This window comes from Sporanaerobium hydrogeniformans, assembly GCF_002735925.1.
GTDB lineage: Bacteria > Bacillota > Clostridia > Lachnospirales > Cellulosilyticaceae > Sporanaerobium > Sporanaerobium hydrogeniformans.
In genome coordinates this window covers 1-19,573 of the sequence record NZ_PEDL01000005.1, presented here as the reverse complement: position 1 = coordinate 19,573, position 19,573 = coordinate 1, and the positions used below count along the sequence as shown (strand labels likewise).

At 37.8% G+C, this 19,573-nt stretch carries 21 protein-coding genes; 1 reads left to right on the top strand and 20 read right to left on the bottom strand.

The annotated features are described in order from the left end of the window. A complete protein-coding gene (locus CS063_RS06760; protein WP_099448940.1) occupies positions 1–1,125 on the bottom strand; it encodes an AlbA family DNA-binding domain-containing protein in 1,125 nt (374 codons plus the stop codon). A gap of 198 nt (positions 1,126–1,323) precedes the next feature. On the opposite strand from CS063_RS06760, the gene CS063_RS06755 reads away from it, so the two are divergent. Next, complete coding sequence (locus CS063_RS06755) at positions 1,324–1,944, top strand: DUF4397 domain-containing protein (protein WP_180270715.1); 621 nt, start codon at positions 1,324–1,326, stop codon at positions 1,942–1,944. Positions 1,945–2,040: 96 nt separating this feature from the next. Here CS063_RS06755 and CS063_RS06750 read toward each other — a convergent pair whose 3' ends face one another. The 19 genes from CS063_RS06750 to CS063_RS06660 form a co-directional block, all read right to left on the bottom strand. Further along, positions 2,041–2,697 (bottom strand): flavin reductase family protein, encoded by a 657-nt coding sequence (locus tag CS063_RS06750; protein WP_099448938.1) that lies wholly within the window; start codon positions 2,695–2,697, stop codon positions 2,041–2,043. Between the two features lie 82 nt (positions 2,698–2,779). Then, positions 2,780–4,102, bottom strand: a complete 1,323-nt coding sequence (locus tag CS063_RS06745) for a vWA domain-containing protein (RefSeq protein ID WP_099448937.1) — start codon at positions 4,100–4,102, stop codon at positions 2,780–2,782. A gap of 5 nt (positions 4,103–4,107) precedes the next feature. Continuing rightward, positions 4,108–5,232 (bottom strand): ATP-binding protein, encoded by a 1,125-nt coding sequence (locus CS063_RS06740; protein ID WP_099448936.1) that lies wholly within the window; start codon positions 5,230–5,232, stop codon positions 4,108–4,110. A gap of 12 nt (positions 5,233–5,244) precedes the next feature. After that, positions 5,245–6,042: a hypothetical protein gene (locus CS063_RS06735; RefSeq protein WP_099448935.1), complete on the bottom strand. Its 798-nt coding sequence runs from the start codon at positions 6,040–6,042 to the stop codon at positions 5,245–5,247. A 160-nt stretch (positions 6,043–6,202) separates the two neighbouring features. Further along, positions 6,203–6,724: a hypothetical protein gene (locus CS063_RS06730; RefSeq protein WP_099448934.1), complete on the bottom strand. Its 522-nt coding sequence runs from the start codon at positions 6,722–6,724 to the stop codon at positions 6,203–6,205. Positions 6,725–6,827: 103 nt separating this feature from the next. Beyond that, positions 6,828–7,496, bottom strand: a complete 669-nt coding sequence (gene hisIE / locus CS063_RS06725) for a bifunctional phosphoribosyl-AMP cyclohydrolase/phosphoribosyl-ATP diphosphatase HisIE (RefSeq protein WP_099448933.1) — start codon at positions 7,494–7,496, stop codon at positions 6,828–6,830. 9 nt (positions 7,497–7,505) lie between these two features. Then, the gene (gene hisF, locus CS063_RS06720; RefSeq protein ID WP_099448932.1) at positions 7,506–8,267 is read right to left on the bottom strand and encodes an imidazole glycerol phosphate synthase subunit HisF; all 762 of its coding nucleotides are present in this window, start codon (positions 8,265–8,267) and stop codon (positions 7,506–7,508) included. 15 nt (positions 8,268–8,282) lie between these two features. Further along, entirely contained in the window at positions 8,283–8,999 is a 717-nt protein-coding gene (hisA, locus tag CS063_RS06715; RefSeq protein ID WP_099448931.1) for a 1-(5-phosphoribosyl)-5-[(5-phosphoribosylamino)methylideneamino]imidazole-4-carboxamide isomerase, read from the bottom strand. A 2-nt stretch (positions 9,000–9,001) separates the two neighbouring features. Beyond that, on the bottom strand, positions 9,002–9,628 hold the full coding sequence (gene hisH / locus CS063_RS06710) for an imidazole glycerol phosphate synthase subunit HisH (protein WP_099448930.1): 627 nt from the start codon (positions 9,626–9,628) through the stop codon (positions 9,002–9,004). Between the two features lie 3 nt (positions 9,629–9,631). After that, the gene (gene hisB, locus CS063_RS06705; protein ID WP_099448929.1) at positions 9,632–10,222 is read right to left on the bottom strand and encodes an imidazoleglycerol-phosphate dehydratase HisB; all 591 of its coding nucleotides are present in this window, start codon (positions 10,220–10,222) and stop codon (positions 9,632–9,634) included. Then, positions 10,204–11,259, bottom strand: coding sequence for a histidinol-phosphate transaminase (hisC, locus tag CS063_RS06700; protein ID WP_099448928.1), 1,056 nt, complete (start codon positions 11,257–11,259; stop codon positions 10,204–10,206). The genes hisB and hisC overlap by 19 nt, the downstream gene beginning before the upstream one ends. Before the next feature lies 1 nt (position 11,260). Further along, positions 11,261–12,559 (bottom strand): histidinol dehydrogenase, encoded by a 1,299-nt coding sequence (hisD, locus tag CS063_RS06695; protein WP_099448927.1) that lies wholly within the window; start codon positions 12,557–12,559, stop codon positions 11,261–11,263. After that, positions 12,560–13,195: an ATP phosphoribosyltransferase gene (gene hisG / locus CS063_RS06690; RefSeq protein ID WP_099448926.1), complete on the bottom strand. Its 636-nt coding sequence runs from the start codon at positions 13,193–13,195 to the stop codon at positions 12,560–12,562. A gap of 12 nt (positions 13,196–13,207) precedes the next feature. Then, positions 13,208–14,452: an ATP phosphoribosyltransferase regulatory subunit gene (gene hisZ, locus CS063_RS06685; protein WP_099448925.1), complete on the bottom strand. Its 1,245-nt coding sequence runs from the start codon at positions 14,450–14,452 to the stop codon at positions 13,208–13,210. Positions 14,453–14,588: 136 nt separating this feature from the next. Next, positions 14,589–15,659, bottom strand: a complete 1,071-nt coding sequence (locus tag CS063_RS06680) for a tetratricopeptide repeat protein (RefSeq protein ID WP_180270714.1) — start codon at positions 15,657–15,659, stop codon at positions 14,589–14,591. Continuing rightward, positions 15,659–16,501: a PP2C family serine/threonine-protein phosphatase gene (locus tag CS063_RS06675; RefSeq protein ID WP_099448923.1), complete on the bottom strand. Its 843-nt coding sequence runs from the start codon at positions 16,499–16,501 to the stop codon at positions 15,659–15,661. Before CS063_RS06675 ends, CS063_RS06680 begins: the two co-directional genes overlap by 1 nt. Further along, positions 16,491–17,192 carry a vWA domain-containing protein gene (locus CS063_RS06670; RefSeq protein ID WP_099448922.1) on the bottom strand — a complete coding sequence of 234 codons (702 nt, stop codon included), beginning with the start codon at positions 17,190–17,192 and terminating at the stop codon, positions 16,491–16,493. Before CS063_RS06670 ends, CS063_RS06675 begins: the two co-directional genes overlap by 11 nt. A 71-nt stretch (positions 17,193–17,263) precedes the next feature. Further along, positions 17,264–18,562, bottom strand: a complete 1,299-nt coding sequence (locus CS063_RS06665; protein ID WP_099448921.1) for a protein kinase domain-containing protein — start codon at positions 18,560–18,562, stop codon at positions 17,264–17,266. A gap of 158 nt (positions 18,563–18,720) precedes the next feature. Then, entirely contained in the window at positions 18,721–19,449 is a 729-nt protein-coding gene (locus CS063_RS06660; RefSeq protein ID WP_099448920.1) for an HAD family hydrolase, read from the bottom strand. Positions 19,450–19,573: the final 124 nt, after the last annotated feature.

The window sequence follows — 19,573 nt, the reverse complement described above, 5'->3', positions numbered from 1 at the left end:
CTATACTTTATAATAGTGAACACCTGGTAATATAACCTCTAAGGTATTACTTTCCAAATGAGTAGTTATTTGTATTTCCTTTTTATTTTCAAATAAAGCTTTTGCCTTAGAAAGTCCAATACCTAAATGAAAGCTATTGCCCTTTTGTCCTAAAATAAGAAGTCTTGAATATAACCAAGGGTTTATCCTAACTCTTCCTTCTCTTATCTCTGTATACATGCAACTGGTGGGATTGGTGACTGTTAGCGTTTCTTCTTCTATCCTAACTTCAATATACTGGGTGTTATTCCAATAATCCCGGTGGATCATTGCATTAGTAACGACCTCTAAAAGGCCTTGAATGGGATACTGCTCTGGAAGAAGTACTTGCATACGTTCTTGAAAAATTTTAAGCATAGTTGTAATGTTTCCTGTAATCGCTTCTACTTTTCCTTTATAGTTAATCTCTAATACAGCTTGCGCAATAAAATCTTGAGGATTTTTACCAAAAAGTAATAAGCCACCATAAGTTGGATAATATCTTTCTTTTTCAGGTTCTGGCGCAATAATCCCAAGGGTGCTTAAAATCAATTTATCCTGTTCTTTATAATCTACAAAATAACCTAAGACACTTTGCAAAAGAACTGAATCTAATGCCTCTAAAGTGGCTTGCCTACAAGGTACATTTTCGAAACTTAGCATGCCATATTGTTGGAGCATACTAGCTATCTCATGACGGGTTGCTTTATCTGTGGTAGAACCTCGGCGCACATAAAATGCACCTGTTTGTAGCATTTGATGAGGAACTTGCATGCTTTTAAAAATAGTTAATATCCCAATGGTCTTTTCCTCTATTTCTTCTAATTCAAATTTAACTGGAACAGGCGGAACACTCCGATTCACTATGATTTGTTGAATACGTTCCTCTATATCAGTTGGTACCTCTTCAATACCTACAATAGCTTTGGTCTTATCTTCTATACCAAACAAAATATAACCTCTTCCATCTGGCGTATTCGCTATGGCAATAACATCTTTTACAAACTCTTTTTTCTCTGATTCAAGTTCTAAAGAAAGCTTCAGCTTAAAATCCAGTTTAAACCCTTCATCCTGTGCTAATAACTGTTTGATTTTTTGTCTATTCACTGATAGGCTCCCTTCTTATATGTCAAAATTGTTATAATTTTATATTTTATTTTAGCATGGAAACTTGAGTTGTGACAAGCAGGATCCCTATCTTTATTCTCTAACGGCATGTCTTCACTCCTTGAAATTCTATCTCCTATGCCTATCTACTCTTTTTTAATCATATACTATACTAATTCTTTCTTAAGGAGTGGCTTTATGCAAAAAAAAGAAATGGTACCACAAGCCTTTATTCGATTCTTCCATGCCTTCCCTTCTGGGGAAAGCTTCACACTTTATTTGGATGAAAAACCTCTTGCTCAAGATTTACTTTTTGAAGACTTCACTCATTATTTTTCCCTTGAACCAGGTACGCATACCCTAGAACTCCGTCATACACATACACATGAAATGATTACAACTAAAAAAATCAGCGTCTTTAATCAAAAAATTTATACCTGCCTCATCGCTCCAGCTTCCTTCAAACTTCTCACACCTATTTGCTTCTTTTTAGAAGATATAAGACGTCCCTTGCCAGATGGTCACCTTGTTATACGACTAGGTCACTTTGCAGCTACTATAAGTCGTTTGGAACTTAGCTTAGAGGAAGAGAAAACACTCTTTCGCCATATAAGCTTTGGTGAACTTTCTTCCTATACTGCTTTTCCACCTGGCAACTACACCCTTAAACTTCAAGAAGCAGCTACACATACTGTCCTTTTTACTCAATCCATAAAATTAAAACCCTATCGTTTTTATTCGGTTTATGCAGTAGGTCAGGGAACAAAAGACTATCCTTACCTTGCCATCCTCCCTTTAGATGGACCTTCTTATTTATAAATATATGAAGATACACCTCTTAAAAGTCCAAAAAGCAGATGCCCTCAAAGAAGCATCTGCTTTTTATACTCATGTACCTTTCACTTTACTTAAGGCTCATCTCTTTTTAGATTTTTTATTTCTCTTTCTAGATTTTTCACCTGTCTTTTGATTATTCAATCTTTCTGATTCCTTATTTTTCTTTTGGATTTTCTTTCCTTTTTTTACCGAATAGCCAAAGGTGCCTAATTCTTGACCTAACTCTAAATACGTACCATGAGAATAGGCAATAAGTCCTGTTTGATTCAGCTGAAATTTTCCCTTTTCATCCATATAGTTCTCATCAACATAGACATTCATCACTTCTGCAATAAACATATCGTGAGAACCTAAAGGCATGATTTGCTTGACCTTGCACTCAATGCTTACTGGACTTTCTAAAATCATAGGGCAACCAGATTCATTCTCATAGTCGGGTGTCAGCTGCATCTCGGAAAACTTATCATGGTCACGTCCACTTCTTACCCCACAATAATCAGTTGCCCTAAGAAGCTCTTTCGTCGTTAAGTTAATGACAAAATAACCGGTTTCTTTTATCAGTTCATAAGAAAAGCGAGAGGGCCTAATAGAGACATACGTCATAGCTGGATTGGTACAAATCGTTCCTGTCCACGCAATCGTAATAATATTGGGCTTTTCTACTGTGCCACAGCTTACCATTACAGCAGGTAAAGGGTAAATCATATTTCCTGCTTTCCACTTTTGCTTTTTCATTCTCTCATTCTCCTTAGTCTTTTATGATTTCCTTTTAATAGTATAACAAGGATAGTTACTAGGGCAAATATTTCTAGAGGCTTTAAAGAATGCCAGGTGCTTGATTATTCATAGAGTAGCCATCTGCTCTTACATCATTCATATCTAAATAAACTTCTTTGACTGCTATTTGACTTAGTTTCTTTACCTTACCATAAGGTTCTTTTAAGGAAAGCTTGTCACCCCTTCCTGAAATAATCCATAACACCCTATACCCTCTAGGAACTATCTCTAGTTTCTCTTCTCCTTTGCCATCTGTGAAATAAATTAATACATTTATTTTATGCTGATTGGCATAGTCAAAAACAGGGGTGAATTTCGTGCCACCTCGTATAGGGTTTCTCTCTTTTAAATCCTTTTCAGATTTCACTTTATAGATACGTCTGATTTGATCATCACATTCCAAGACAGTTATTTCATAATTCACACTCCTAACAATACCAAGAACTTCTTTAATGGCCTGCTTAAATTCTTCATCACTCATACTCCCACTTATATCTAGTGCCACAGCTATTTCTGCTCGATGTGCTCTTAATTCACCTCGTAAATCTAGCCTGTCAGGCTGTCTTCTACTTCGTCTCATCCTAGTCTTTTTTTTATGCCCCTCTACTGTTCCCATTAGCTGTTTAAGATAAAGTTGCCAAGGCAATTCCTCTTTATTCTTTTTGAGGCCATTTAGTAGCCCCTCTAGATAAGTAGGAACCTTTCCTTTTTGAGAAGCCTCTACAAACTTTTCTGTAAAGTCTCGTAGTAGCTTTTCATCTAATACTTCAGACTCTTCCCAAATCGCATGCATGTCCTCCTCCTCAGTTTGCTCTGACAAATCTATTTCTATTTGAAGCTTCTCCACATAGTATTCAAAGGGCTCATAAGGCTTTAACTTTAAGTCATATTTCACATTTATTTGTTCTAAGGTAGTTGCATAAGGAGGTAGGTCTTTTAAATATTGATTTACAACAATATCCATCGCTCTATCTATAGCAAGTGAGCTATACTTCTCTTTGAGCTCTTTGGCTCTTACTAAATGCAAAGAGAGAATATGATGGATCTCATGTTTAATAGAAGATTTCATTTGCTCTAATGTTAAATTTAAAAATAAAAGGGGATTAAAATAAATCACATAATGTGCACCTTTAAAATTTACACCTGTATAGTATTCTAAATCTAAGCGAATTTCCCTATCCATTTGAATTAAAAAATAACTATAAAAATCATTTTTTTCTTCCATTAAACTCATATTTACTTGGTCAATAAGCTTAAAAAAAGCCTTTCGGAAATCTTCAGGTATTTCCTTTTCTGTTTCTTTTAAAAGCTCTATAGCCTCTGTATAAAGGGCTTGGGTTTGTTTTTCAAAATAAGTTTCCATAACCTTTAACCTCTCATTAAACGATGCGCCTCAAAATAAAGTGCCACAAATGCTTCGTTTTCCATAGCTATTTCGTAGACAGCCCTATAACTCTCTTTCATATCTTTCATAATCCCAATCCTAAGATCTACAGGATAAAGTCTTATAAATGCAATAAGTCTTTTAATACTAGGCTCTATTTCTAACTCTTCCATATGGCTTTCTAGATAACTTAAAATATTTCTGGCTGTTAAATAGAGCCTTGTATGACTCTCTTTTTGTATTCTTTCTGCTACATATTCACTCAAAGTTTCTCCCAAAAAAACATCTTGAAAAGTCACTAAGGATTTATAGTCACTCTCTATAAAATGAAGAAACTCCTCTGCCAAAACCCTTCCTATATTTCCCTTTACAACATTCAGAAAAACCGCTCTAGATAGTAGCTCTTTATTGGCCTTATAATACGTATAACTTTTTGAAATCCTTTCAAAGCTACGGGGTGTAGCACGAACATCCCCTTCATTTTTCTTATTTAGATACTCTGGAAAAGTTGAAATAAATGCGATAACCTTTTGTTCTAACTTCTCCTTTATAGCCCATTGTAACCATTGAGTGACATCACTCTCCATAAAAAGCCAAACAAATCGATTTTCTTGAGCCACATCCATATCTACGACTTGATATTCAAAATCCGCACCATACTTGCTAGAAGGATTCATGGCTGCCAAAACCTTAACCTCCTCATGAAGCTTGTAGCCATTAATTTCTCGATTTAAGATGAGATTCATCAGCTCTTGTTGAACAGTATGCTCACAACGATTGATCTCATCAATAAATAAAAGAACACTCTCACCTTTAGCAAGCTTTTCATCTATTTCTCTTAATTTGGTATGCACTGCGTAGACTGTGGTTTTTTTTTCGATAGGATGACCCTTTTCATCCCTTGTTATATAAGCTTCTATGGTTGGCAATCCACCTATTTCTCCCTCTTTAAGCAAATTGCCATCTATGACAATGAGCTTCCAACCCTTTTTCTTTGCTAACTCTTTGGCTAGGGCTGTTTTGCCTATGCCACTTTCCCCTACAATGAGAGGAACTTCTCCTGTAGCTAGTACCAACTCGGCACTCTTTAATGTATCATTAAAATTCATGCTTACCTTCTCCTATATCCTCTTTAGTTTTTCATCTACTGCTATCTTCTTTGCTTTTTTACTGCCATACCTATCAATAAATAGCATCTTATCCCTATGTGACAACACGCGATCCATCGTACGACAATTTAGGAAATCTCTTATATATTTATCACTTACATCCTCTTGCGCCACTACTTCCTTTAGTACTTCTTCAACCTCCTCTTGGGTAATATCCTTTTCTATATATTTTATGACTAAACTATTCACCCCTAAAAAGGTGCGCTTTTTTGCCTGATCTAAATATTTGATAAATTGAATGGCTCTTTCATTCCTTTGAATGGCCATTGTCTCTACTTTTAAGCTTGGCTCAGCAATATATCTTAGTGACTCATAGCTTCCTTTCACAGCTTCTTCCTGTACGCTTTCATAAGGCGCTTTTATATATTTGATAGCATCTACATTCTTCCGTACAGCTAATAACTGTAATTCTTCACTAGGTTCTTTAACATACTGAATGGCCCAACCAGATTGCTCTAAGGCTAATTTCAAAATCTTCTGAGTAGGATTTTTTATAAATTCCAAAAGAACCCAGCTTTCCTTAACTGCCTGTAACATCATCTCTTCCGTGGGTTCTTTAATAAACTTAATTGCTCTTACATCCTGATTCATAGCTAACTCTTCTATTTCCCTTATAGGATCTTCAATATAAGCTAGTACTAAACCCTTTTCACTAACAGCTAGCCTTTTCATCTCCTCTGTAGGATGAGAAATAGTCTTAATCACATCAGGATTATTTTTTATCATTCGAATAAGCTTTTCTTCTTCCATGGCTACCCTTTCCTTACGTTTATTTCAAACTACTACTTATTTCAGCTCTAATTTCTATTATTATATAATAATTATACTCCTTTGTGCTAAAATTTGAAACAAAAATATCACCAACTTCATGACTCAAGTTGATGATTTCATTCCTTAGCTCTTAAGCTATTTACTCATAACGCTTTCCATTTACATCAACAAAATAACATTCAACGGAGAAGTCATTTGAGGGGGCTTCCTTATAAATAATTTTATTGTTTCGGGCGTCTAGCTTTATTGCTTCCCCAGTTTTGCCATCCATCGTATAGGTTATTTCTGCATAATCTAAATCTGCTTTATTTGCCCAAAACAAGTTATAAAGTCTTTGATTAATGGTAGCAGTTGTAAAGATTAATTTATCATTGGGTCTAGTAACATTTGTTTGAAATTCATATTTATCATTACCTATCGGTGCAAAAACGGCTAATCCGTGTCTATTGTTTTTAGTAGTATAGCCGCTAATAATATAGCCATCAATCATAATCTCTTGGTCGATGGTGGTAGCCTCACCTAAATTGCTGATTTCTCTTAACCTAAGTTCTCTGCTTTCAATGGTAGCACCACTCCATTTACTTTTGTTAATAAAAAAGCCTATTAAAAATCCTATAAATATAAGCATCACTAAAGGAACACTATATTTTTTTAATTTCACCTTATTGCCTCCTTCCTCAAATATAAATACTTTTTTCGTTATTGTATCACTTACAAAACAAAAAAGTCATGTGAGCATTCAAATGCTCACATGACTTTTTATATTATTTTCTCTTACCTAATTCTACTTCAACTTGTTCCCAAGTGATACCTTTTAGTGCCATAAGTACAGTGAGGTGGTACATAAGGTCTGCTACTTCAAAGACAAGCTCACTGCTTTCTTCTTCTTTGGCTGCGATAACGACTTCCGTACATTCTTCTCCTACTTTTTTGAGGATTTTGTTAACCCCTTTATCAAGTAAGTAGTTGGTGTAAGAGCCTTCTTTGGGATGCACTTTGCGATCCATAACTACCTTGTAAAGAGCGCTGAATTCGTGGGCACTTTCTTCATTTAAAAAAGGTGCTACTACGCTTTCTTGATTTTTTATTTCTGGTAAGTCTTCTTCTAGCTCACGATAGAAGCAGCTAGAGTTACCAGTGTGGCAAGAGATGCCACCTTCTTGTTCGATTTGAAGGAGTAAGGTATCCCCATCACAGTCTATGCTGATACTTTTGAGGTATTGGAAGTGACCAGAGGTTTCTCCTTTGAGCCATAGAGACTGACGACTACGGCTATAGTAGTGAACTTTACCTGTTTCGAGAGTGAGCTTCAGGGCTCCCTCGTTCATATAGGCCATCATGCGTACCTTTTTAGAGTGTTTATCTTGAGCGATAACAGGGACTAAGCCTTGTGCATCGTATTTCACTGCTTTAAGAAATGCTTCGTATTTCATATGTGCCTCCTATCGTCTAACGGGAACCTGATGCGCCGCTAAATAATCTTTTAAATCTTTAATTTCTAGCTCTTTGAAATGAAAGAGAGAAGCTGCTAGCGCTGCATCTGCCTTACCTTCTTCAAAAGCTTCTAAAAAATGTCTTTTGGTTCCTGCACCACCTGATGCAATAACAGGGATTGAAACCGCCTCACTGATAGCACGGGTTAAGGCTAAGTCATAGCCTGCCTTGGTTCCATCACAGTCCATACTGGTTAAAAGGATTTCGCCTGCTCCACGCTTCTCGGCTTCCAGTGCCCATTCTACTGCATCCATGCCCGTTGGGATACGGCCACCATGCATATAAACTTCAAAGCCTGATTCATTTACCTTACGTTTGGCATCAATAGCTACTACAATACATTGGTCCCCAAAGCGTTCTGCTCCCTGAGAAATGAGGTCAGGATCCTTAATGGCAGCAGAGTTCATGCCAATCTTATCTGCCCCTGCATTTAAAATGTTGCGGATGTCTTCTAATGAACGAACACCTCCCCCTACTGTAAGGGGGATGAAGACCTGTTCAGCTGTTTTTTCTACCACATCTAAAATAATATTACGCTCATCCGAAGAAGCGGTAATATCTAGAAAGACCACTTCATCTGCTCCTGCATCGCTGTATGCCTTAGCAACTTTAACAGGGTCACCTGCATCAATGAGATTAACAAAGTTAACTCCTTTTACAACTCGCCCACCTTTAACATCTAGGCAAGGAATAATACGTTTACAGAGCATTACTTCTCCTCCTTTCTACTGAAAACGTTTCACAGCTTCTTCTAAATCAATAGCACCGATATAAAGCGCTTTACCAATAATGGCTCCATGCACTCCAATCACTTCAAGACGTTCTAAATCTTCAAGGCTAGATACCCCTCCAGATGCTATAATATCCAGCTTTGTTGCTTCTACAAGCTTAGCTGTCTCCTCAATATTAGGACCTTGCATCATGCCATCCTTGGCAATATCCGTATAAATAACAGTTTTTACACCCATGCTTTCTAGTTCTTTGCAAAATTCAAGGGCTGTAGTATCTGTCACTTCTAACCAACCTTCAATGGCGACCTTACCCCCTTTGGCATCCACACCAATAACAATTTTTTCTGGCCCAAAGATTTCTAAAGCTTCTTTGACTAAAGCTTTATTTTTAACAGCTGCACTCCCTAAGATAACACGGTCTACACCTAGGTCTAACTTTGCCTTGATATCCTCTAAAGTGCGGATGCCACCGCCTAATTCAATAGGAATATGTAAAGCCTTCACCATTTCAGTAATAGCGGTATCATTCATGCCCTTGCCTTCCTTTGCCCCATCTAAATCCACAATGTGAAGGTAAGCACCACCTAAGCTCTCCCACTTTTTTGCCATCTCTACTGGGCTATTCCCAAAAACGGTCACCTGGTTGTAATCTCCTTGAAAGAGTCTTACACAGCTCCCTGCTTTTAAATCAATCGCTGGATAAAGTTTCATCCTTATAATCCTCCAAAGTTCTTCAGTATGTGTAAGCCTACCGTTCCACTCTTCTCAGGATGGAACTGTGTGGCAAAGATATTATCCTTTTGAGCAGCTACAGCAATGGTGGTGCCATAATCCGTAGTGGCACTCACTACATCTGCCATTGTTTCTAAATAATAAGAGTGAACGAAGTAGACACTATCTCCTTCTTTTAATCCTTCAAATAAGGGAGCATTCTTCAAAAAATTTAGATTGTTCCACCCCATATGTGGTACCTTTAAGCTGACTCCTGCTTCATCTACCATGTTCTCAGGCTTAAATTTTACAATTTCACCTGGTAAAAGCTTCAGACCTTCATATTCCCCATACTCATAGCTTTTATTAAATAAAAGCTGCATGCCCAGGCAAATCCCTAAAAGGGGTGTACCCTTTTGGGCCACTTCACAAACGGCCTCACCTAAACCTGTTCGGTTTAGCTCTGAAATAGCATCTCTAAAAGCTCCTACCCCAGGCAAAACTACTTTTTCGGCTTTTAAAACCCTCTCAGGTGAGGATGTAATTTCCGCCTCTAATCCTAGAGAATAAAAAGCCTTATAAACACTTTTTAGATTCCCCATCCCGTAATCAACTATAGCTATTCCCATCTTCTATACCTCCAAGATGCCCTTTGTTGAAGGCACACCTTTAACTCTTGGATGGAGACTCATAGCATCTAGCATGGCTTTAGCAAAAGCCTTGCACATTCCTTCAATAATATGGTGATTATTCTTTCCTTTTAAAACTTGAATATGGAGATTAAGTCCTGCGTGAATGGCTACAGCACGAAAGAATTCCTCTACCATCTCCGTATCAAAGTCACCTACCCTAGTTACTGTAAAAGGCGCCTCAATATCCACATAAGGACGTCCTGAAATGTCTACCGCACAAAGAATAAGGGCTTCTTCCATAGGGATAATAGCATGCCCATAACGGGTAATGCCTTCTTTGTTACCAAGAGCTATCTTTAAAACTTCTCCTAAAACAATCCCTGTATCTTCTACAGTATGATGACAATCCACCTCTAAATCACCCTTGGCTTCTACCTTTAAATCACTTAAAGAGTGTTTACCAATATGGGTAAGCATATGGTCAAAGAAACCAATCCCTGTATCAACCTGGGTTTTGCCTTCTCCATCAATCGTTAAACTTATTTCAATAGTCGTTTCTGCTGTACTTCGTTTTAAGCTTGCTGTGCGCATACTCTCGCCTCCTTTTTTAAAACATTTATAAGTAGTGTATTTTCTTTGGGTGTCCCAATGCTTATACGGAAATAAGGCTTGCCATTATACCCCATCTTCTTAATAAATATCTCTTCCTTTGTTAGGATTTCATCCAAAGCAAGAGGGGTTTCTACCCAAAGGAAGTTGGCTTTAGAGTTATAAACTGTTAACCCTAGTTCCTTTAAGGCTTTAATTAATCTCTCTCTTTCACTCACAATAGCCGCAATAGAAGGTGCAAAAGCTTCTTGATGAGTAATGACCCAAAGAGCTACTTCTTGCGCAAAAATATTAAGATTAAAAGGTGGCCTTATTTTATTAATCATAGTAATAAGAGGCGCCTGAGCCACACCATACCCCACACGAGCACCTGCTAAAGAATAAGCTTTTGAAAAAGTCTTTAAAACAATTAAATTGCTGTATTTTTTAACCAGTGGTATAGCTGTTTCTCCTAAAAACTCTCCATACGCCTCATCAATAATAACAAGAGCGGAGGTACTCGTTACAATACGTTCCATCTCTTCATTGGTTAAGGCACACCCCGTTGGATTATTGGGATTGCAAATAAAGATGAGTTGAGGCTGTTCCTTACGGATGCCTTCTAAAAAGGCTGGCACATCATAACTAAAATCAGATGCTAAAGGCACTTCTATAAGCTGCCCTCCATTAATAAAGGTGCTTTGACGATACATACTAAAGGAAGGACCAGGAGCTAATACCTTATCTCCTTCCTTTAATACAGCACGTAAAAGGTAATCAATAAGTTGATCTGAACCCACTCCGCAAACCACCCAATCACTAGGCACCTCATAGTTCCTTGCAAGGGCTTCACAAAGTGCTATACTATTGGTGTCTGGATAAAGAGAAATGAGCATCGAATCTACCCATTCTCTCATATGGTCACGTAAAGCTTGTGGGATAGGGTGTGTGTTTTCATTGGCATCTAATTTAATCCCTGTTGTGATATAAGGGGCTTTATAGGCTTCAAGACCTGCTAGATTTTGTTTCATAAAAGGCATATTAGTTCACTCCTTCTTTTCTAACCTTAACAGATAAGGCATGTGCAAAGAGTCTTTCACTTTCTGCAAACGCAATGATACTATCTGCAAGGGGCATAAGGGCTTCCTTGGTAAAGGAAAGAATACTGCTCTTTTTGATAAAGTCATCCACACTTAGAGGTGAAAAGAAACGTGCTGTGCCATTAGTAGGTAGCACATGATTAGGTCCTGCCATATAGTCTCCTACTGGTTCAGGCGTATAGTGCCCTAAGAAAATCGCTCCTGCATTGGTGATTTTGGTTAACACTTCAAAGGGTGCGTTTACCGCAAGTTCTAAGTGTTCTGGAGCAATGGCGTTGGAGAGTTGACAAGCTTCTTCCAGATCCTCTACAAGGATAATGGCACAATAATTTTTAAGAGATTCCAATAAAATTTCCTTGCGTGGCAATTCTTCAAAGAAACGCATGACTTCTTTTTGCACCTCTTGTGCTAAGTTTTTGCTCGTTGTAATGAGGACTGCTGAAGCTAGTTCATCATGCTCTGCCTGAGAAAGAAAATCAGCTGCCACATAAGTGGGATTAGCACTCTCATCAGCAATGATAAGAATTTCACTAGGGCCTGCAATGGAATCGATACTTACATAACCAAAGACCTCTCGTTTAGCAAGAGCTACATAGATGTTCCCTGGTCCTACGATTTTATCCACTTTAGGAATGGTCTCTGTTCCGAAAGCAAGAGCAGCTATGGCTTGTGCTCCACCGATTTTATACACTTCATCTACTCCAGCTACATAAGCTGCTGCTAAAACTTCATCTTGAAGGGTACCTGCTTTAGAAGCAGGTGTTACCATCACAATTTGTTTAACACCTGCTACTTTAGCTGGAATCACATTCATTAAAACAGAAGAAGGATAGGCCGCTTTACCTCCTGGGACATAGACACCCACCTTTTCAAGAGGCGTCACACGTTGCCCCAGAATTTCTCCTGTTTCTTTCAAATCCATCCAAGACTTCTGTTTTTGTTGGGCATGAAAACGTTCAATGCGAGCAGCTGCTAAAGTAATGGCTTGTTGCAAGCTTTCAGGAAGGCGTTCAAAAGCTGCTTTTGTTTCTTCTCTACTAACTTTCACATTAGCTGGTGTGAGACTTTCAGAGTCCCACTGCTTCGTATAACGGAAAAGGGCTGCATCACCTTCTTGTCGAACGGCATCTACAATTTGCCGTGTCGCTTGGGCATAGATACCTGTATCCATATTCCCTCTTACTTCTAAAGTCTTTAAAAAATCTGCCCTTGCTTCATGTGTTTCTATCTTTTTTAGCATTTAAACGTCCCTCCTTTTTTCCATTTCTCTTAATAGATGATGAATGGTATCGTGTTTCACCTTCATGCTAGCCGTATTGACGATACAACGCGCTGAAAGAGGAATAATGTCTTCAAGTACTACTAGACCATTTTCTTCTAAAGTCTTGCCACTCTCTACAATATCTACAATAACATCTGAAAGCCCTACAATGGGTCCAAGCTCTACAGACCCATTCAGCTTAATAATCTCTACAGGACGATTGGTCTTTTCAAAATAGCTTTTCGCAATGGTGGGATACTTAGTAGCTACTCGTATAAAAGCACCACTCGCTAAAAGTTCTTTTTTGCTTGGTTCACCTGCTACTGCCATCTTACACTTACCAAAACCAAAATCTAAGACCTCATAGACATTGCGATTTTCTTCCACAATGGTATCCTTTCCTACAATCCCAATATCGGCTACACCGTAGTCTACATAGGTGGGTACATCAGAGGCTTTGGCTAAAAAGAAGCGAAACTTACCATCATCACTGGTAAAAAGTAACTTACGACTTTCTGTTTCCATTTCACTGCAGGTAATGCCTATTTCTTTTAAAATGCCCATGGCTTTTTTGGCTAATCGCCCTTTCGCTAAAGCAAAGGTTATTTGACTCATTTTTTCTCCCCCTTATAAAGCATTTACGTTGGTCTCTTGCATCGTATCTTTTTCTAAATTATAAATTTCTACTTTATCGTCTTCTTTAAAGTAAAGTACACCTCCCATGCCCATTTGTTTACCATAAGCAAGTGTCTCTTCAAACGTATCAAAAAAACTCGTTTCCACGACTAGACCATCTTTTCTAAAACCTTCTATTACTTTTAAAGCCATTTGACGCGCTTCTCTCTTATAAAAAACTAAAGTACGGCTCTTATTCATAGAGGGGACTACCTTTTCTTTTAAAAGCTTTTGTAAGAGCAGATGAATATGTACCCCAAAACCTACAGCAGGTCTGTTTTCCTTAAACATTTGAAGCAGCCCATCGTAACGTCCACCTTCTACAATGGCACTTCCTACGCCTTTGGTAAAGATTTGGAACATAACCCCTGTGTAGTAGTTCGCATAAGAAAGGAGACTAAAATCAAAAAGCACATACTGGGATGCACCATAATCTTCTAAAACTTCATAAAGCTCCTCTAAATAAGTAAGGGCTGCTTTTGAAGCAGGTGCACTCATCCTTTCTTTTACACTGCGTAAAAGTTCAATCTTTCCTGCACACTGCATAAGCTCTAGAAGCATTTCTAATGTTTCACTATCCATGTGAGCAGCTTCTAAAATACTTCTTAAACTGACTGCATCCTTATGATCAATGGCTTTATAGACAGCTTCTTTACTCTTTTCACTTAACCCAATGTCACTTAATGTATATTCTAAAAACTGACTACTTCCTATATGAATCGTAAAATCCTCCACTCCTACTGCACGTAGGGCATCAATCGCTACCTTAATGACCTCTGCATCAGCTTCTATACTATTAATCCCAATGAGTTCAATCCCCCCTTGAGTAAATTCATGTAATTTTCCTTGGTAACGTTCAGGATAGCGAAAGCTATTTGCCATATAGGCATAGCGCTGTGGGAAAGGACATTGACTATTTTGTGTGGAAGCCACCCTGGCAATAGCTCGTGTCATATCACTTCGAAGAGCTACAACTTCTCCTTGACGATTAATAAGATGATAAAGCTGAGGTTTTTGAAAACTATTTTCCCCAAGGGTAAAAACATCTAGGTATTCAAAGGTAGGTGTCTCTATTAGATTGTAGCTATAACCAGTAAAAACCTTTTTAATTTGATTTTGTAAGGTTTCCTTGATACTGGCCTCTTCTCCTATATAATCTCTAACCCCTTCTGGGATATGTAACGTGTAATTTTTCATAGCGCCCTCCACTTCACTCAATTAAAGTAGTAAATTAATAAATCACTAAAGTAAGTATAGTAGGTTTATTTCAAAAAATCAAGTTTTTATTTTATTTTTTGCCTATAAAAAGAGACTGCTAGATGATCCTTATCTTCTAACAATCTCTTTTATTCTCTAGTGGCTCTAAGAACTGAGCTGCTTTGGCACACCAGCTCATCGCCTCATGATAATCTTTTTCTACCCCTTGCCCATTGAGATACATATAGGCAATCCAAATCATTGCATACGTATAACCATCCTCTGCTAGCTTCCTATACCACTTCATAGCTTTTTCGTAATCTTGTTCCACACCATCTCCTGTATGATATAAATACGCTAAATGATAAATAGCCTCTTTATTTCCTAGCTGGGCTTTTTTTTCGTACCATTCAAAGGATTGTTGCTCTTTTTGAAGATGCTTTTCATGTTGCAAATACCCGATATTAAACATAGCAGTATAGTTGCCTAAAGCTACAGCTCGCTGATACCACTGTAATGCCTTTTCTTGCTGAGCAGTTGTTCCTTTTCCTTCATGGTACATATTTCCTAAATAATTCATTGCTGTGGCACTTCCTTGACTAGCTGCCTCCTTATACCAAAAAAGTGCTCTCTCATAATCCTGCCCAACACCCTGTCCTATATAATACATATTCCCTAAATACTTCATAGCGGCCACACTACCTAAACTAGCTGCCTCTTCATAAGTCTTCAGAGCTTCCTTATAGCTTTGGCGTATACCTTCACCACTATAAAAAGCATCTCCACGCCTCAAGATAGCCTCAGCCTTTTCAGAAAGCATCAGCTTTTCTTGTTGTTTACCAGAAGCTTCTCCTAACTTTTGTACCAAAGGCTTATCCTCACTAAAGGCAGTATCTATATTTTTTTCTTTTTTAATAAGACTCATCCATAAATCAACAGCTTCTTCTGCCAAACGCCGTTCACAGCCTTGCTCCTTTTGCAAAAGGCAGATACACTCATTGCGTTTTAGCATACAGGTATGAATATCACAACCTTTTAGTTGTCCATAAATATCACTTGCCAGGCCAAGCTGCAAAAGTTGATGTTCCCATTTGGCAAAAGGAAAGTAATCTCTCACAAAGGCCATGAGGCGCTTTTTATCTTGCAACAACTCTTCCCCATAAGTATTTTTCAAAAAAAGGATTTGACGAATGATTTTTTTACGCATTAGCATCCTCCTTTCTCAAGCTCGGTAGTATAAATCACTGCTACAGTAATATCATCTCCACTTCCACAACGGGTAGCTTCCTCTAGCCATTCCCTTAAATGACTTTCTAAATAAAGGGAAGATTTCTGTTTTAAAAGCTTTAAATAATCTTCTCCTATTTGTAAAAACCCTTCACTACTTATAAAGCTATTAGCATAGCCGTCAGTACTAAGTAAAAAAAGCTGTGGTCTGGTAGTATAATAAGATAAAGGTGCTAAAAAACTTCTAAAGTACTGCCATGCATTCTTTTGACACAAAGAGTAAGTTTCTGTGCCATATTGTTTTTCATAAGGCAAAAGCCAAGAGGTTTCACCTCCTTCAAAAACTGCTAAAATATCCCCATCACCTAATTGCATGGCAAAAACCAGTTGCTTCGTAACTAATATAAAGAGTAAGGTGGAACCATACCAAGTCCATAATTCTTGGTCACTCTCAGCCTCTTGCCTTCCACTTTTTTGATGAAAAGCCTTTACTGCTTGCTTCCACTCTTTTTCCAGTGCCTTAGGTAAGTCAATATCTTTGGTTTGGCTTAAAAACTCATAAAGAAATAAGTCCGAATGGCTTTTTAAAAGCTCCTCCCAAAACCAGTGTATAACTTTTACACCAAGTTCTGCTCCATCCTTACTGTATTTACAGCGTTCACTTCCATGCCCATCTGCTAAAGCACATAGCAACTTCTGTCCTTCTAGACTCTCAAGCAAAAGAGCATCTTGACAAGGCTTACCTGACCGCAAATGACTGGCTCCTTGAACGGATTCACCTATAGCTTTCCAATCCTTTATATGTACTTTATTACCATACATCACTATCCTCTTCTCCTATAACTGGAATAGCCTCTAAGTCAATAGGGCTAGCTTTAGAGGTAGCTGTTAAAACGCGACTATTCGGGCTAGATACTTGTTTAGCTACCGTAGAGGCCCATTTAATATATTTTACCAGTGCCTCCGGATTATTCGCTTGTAAAACAGGTATCTCACTCTGGTGAATGAATTCCTTTAATACAGTGGTATCTGCATCACTACCTATGGCAATAGCAATCCTTACAGCTTTTTTGCCCCAAGGTAAACTTAGAAGGCGTTCTAAACCTTCCTTATAGGAGTCAGTAGGTTGTCCATCTGAAAGAAGCACTAAAACAGGTGGCAAGGCTCGTTCTGGCATAGGCGGCATCTCTAGCTGATCTGCTACTAAATGAAAGGCTTTACCCATATCAGTTAGTCCATCTGCTTCAATATCCAACCATTCAAACTCCTCAATAGTAGTAGGCGTAGCAACATGCCAGCTTGCTCCTTCAGAAAATTTAGCGGCACGCACATAAAGTTTAGCATTTGGATTTTCTGCTGCTGCTGCCCGCATATCTGGAATGGTTTGTTTAATAGCATAGTTAAGAGACTGAATTTTTTCTCCCATCATAGAGCCTGAACAGTCTAAAATCCATATAAAATGAAGTGGCCTTGACGCCATCTCTCCTCCTGGTCTTTTAAATCCTTCTGTCATTCTAACTCCTCCTTTGTTTTTCCCTTATAGAAGCCTTACTTTCTATCTTTTGTCTTTTCATCTTTATTCTTTTAAAACTGCCCTTCCACTCCCCCAAAATCAATACGTGACCCCTTTAAAAGAGGTGCGTTTTTATCTGGTAGTACCGCAGATTTTGTGCCATCTGGCTTTATCCAAATCCATTCCTTATCCGTTACATTATTCAGTCCCCATTTAGTAGGATCTTTAGGATGTTGAGAAACTTTTGCTATAACTGTCTGCATGTCAAAGTTGTCATATAGGTGATGGGCTAAAAGCTCTGTTTCCTTACCTAATACAACGAAAGTACTTCCTATTTGGATAGAAGGTGGCTTGTTTATATTTTTATTGCAACACCAGCATATGTTACCTGCACCAATTTGGTCACTTTCTCTATAGAAATTCTCTACCCCACAAGAAGGACATTGTAATATACTGTTTCTTAGGCGAATAAATGCCCGTTTCCACTGATTCTCCACAATGCGGCGGTTGGGATTATGTAACCCTTCTGTAAAAGCTGTTATAAATAAATCTTTGATAAACTTAGGATACAAATTCCAATAAATAATAGCATTTTCCTGATAACCGGCAATAGGACGATTACTCTTATCTTGTGGATCCCATATAAATAAAGGGGTACGTCCATAAATTTCTTGCTTTGCTACTGCATCAAAGCATTTGATATCTGCTTCTCTTGCTCCCTCTAAAGGATGATGTAGCATAAACATATAAAAAAGTAAGATTGCCAAAGAATATAAATCGGTTTCTGCCTTAGGTCCGGTTTTGCCCATAACAATCTCGGGTGCCATAAAACCAAGCGTTCCTTCTACTCCACTTTTGGAAAGGCCTGTTACCACTACATTATCATTATCACAAATGAGCACTTCCCCTCGTTCAGGATCTAAAAAAGCATTCCCAAACGAAATATCACAGTAGCTATAGCCTAATGAATGTAGCTTTTGAAAGCAGTCTGCCAGTTCATAGCCCGCTGTACATAGCGCCCAAAACGAAGGCTCTGCCTTACGCTTCATCAAATCTACAATACTTTTATACCGATTAGGTCTTAGTGCCATAATGTACCCAAAGGTTCGCTTTCCATTAATACGATCCATTGGCCATAAAAAACGTATATCTGGCGAACCATTTTCCACTAGCTTTTCAATGATTTCTCTTTGTCTTAGTGTTGCCATATGTTCATGATACCATTTGAGAGCATAATGCTTCCCCTCACTTTCAACCTCATAAACTTCTCCTTGTCCACCACTGCCTAGTAATGCAATCACTCTATAGACCTTACCCTGAGAAGAAATAAGCTCATCTCCACTTTGAAGCATTGAAATCGTCACCTGCATTCCCCTCTCCTTATTCCCTATCTGCTCATTCAGCTTTATTATACTATATATTTTAAATTTTTACATAAATTTTAGAAAAGCAAGACAAAAAATCCTCCCTTTTGATTTACCATCAAAAATGGAGGATTTTCTTTACAAAAAGTTCACTTACTCTTTATTTATAAAAGATCTAAACTTTCAATATTTAGGCGATAAGTCACATCCTTACGCTCAACAATAATCGTAATTTTTTGCTTTAATGCTTCATCTTCTTTAATTTTGGTAAGGAGTTCTTTAGTGGGATTAATAGCAAAAGGATGCCCTACCATTTTAAGCATGATAAAGTCTCCTGCTGTATCTCCATAGGCATAACTGGCTCCTAAATCAATCCCATAACGCTCTACCATTTCCAAGATAGCTTTCTTCTTACTAGCAGCATCCCACATAGGTACCACTTTGCCGTTGTATTTACCATCTTTTGTTTTCTCATAAATCGTTCCTTTGTAATCATCCATACCATATTTTTCTGACATCTCTTTAACTAATTCAATAGGTGAACCTGAAATAGCAATGACTTTATGTTGATTTTCTTGATGCCATTTAATACGTTCTCTTGAAAAAGTATATACTCTATCTCCTTTTTGCTCAATTACTTTCTTAGCAATATAAGCAATTTGATCTTCATGAATATCTTGTGCCGCTTCCACATAAATATCCACCATCTTTAAAAGATAGGTATCATAATCTCCTATTCGTTTATCCCAGCTTAAAAAGGCAGGGCGTACATCATTGTACCACTTGCTTCCATCGATAAGCTCATAACTTACTAGTTTTTTAAAAACCTCAGTAATCAGCCCTTCACGATAAATGGTTCCATCTATATCAAAAAATGCAGCAATCTGTTTCACCTGACCCTCTCCTTTTCTTTATTGCTATTTATTTTTACTATCATGCCATAAACTCCTGATATTTACAAGCAAAGGATGCAAATCCCCTAAAAAGCTTTCTATGTTTTTCATTTTCCATAGAAAG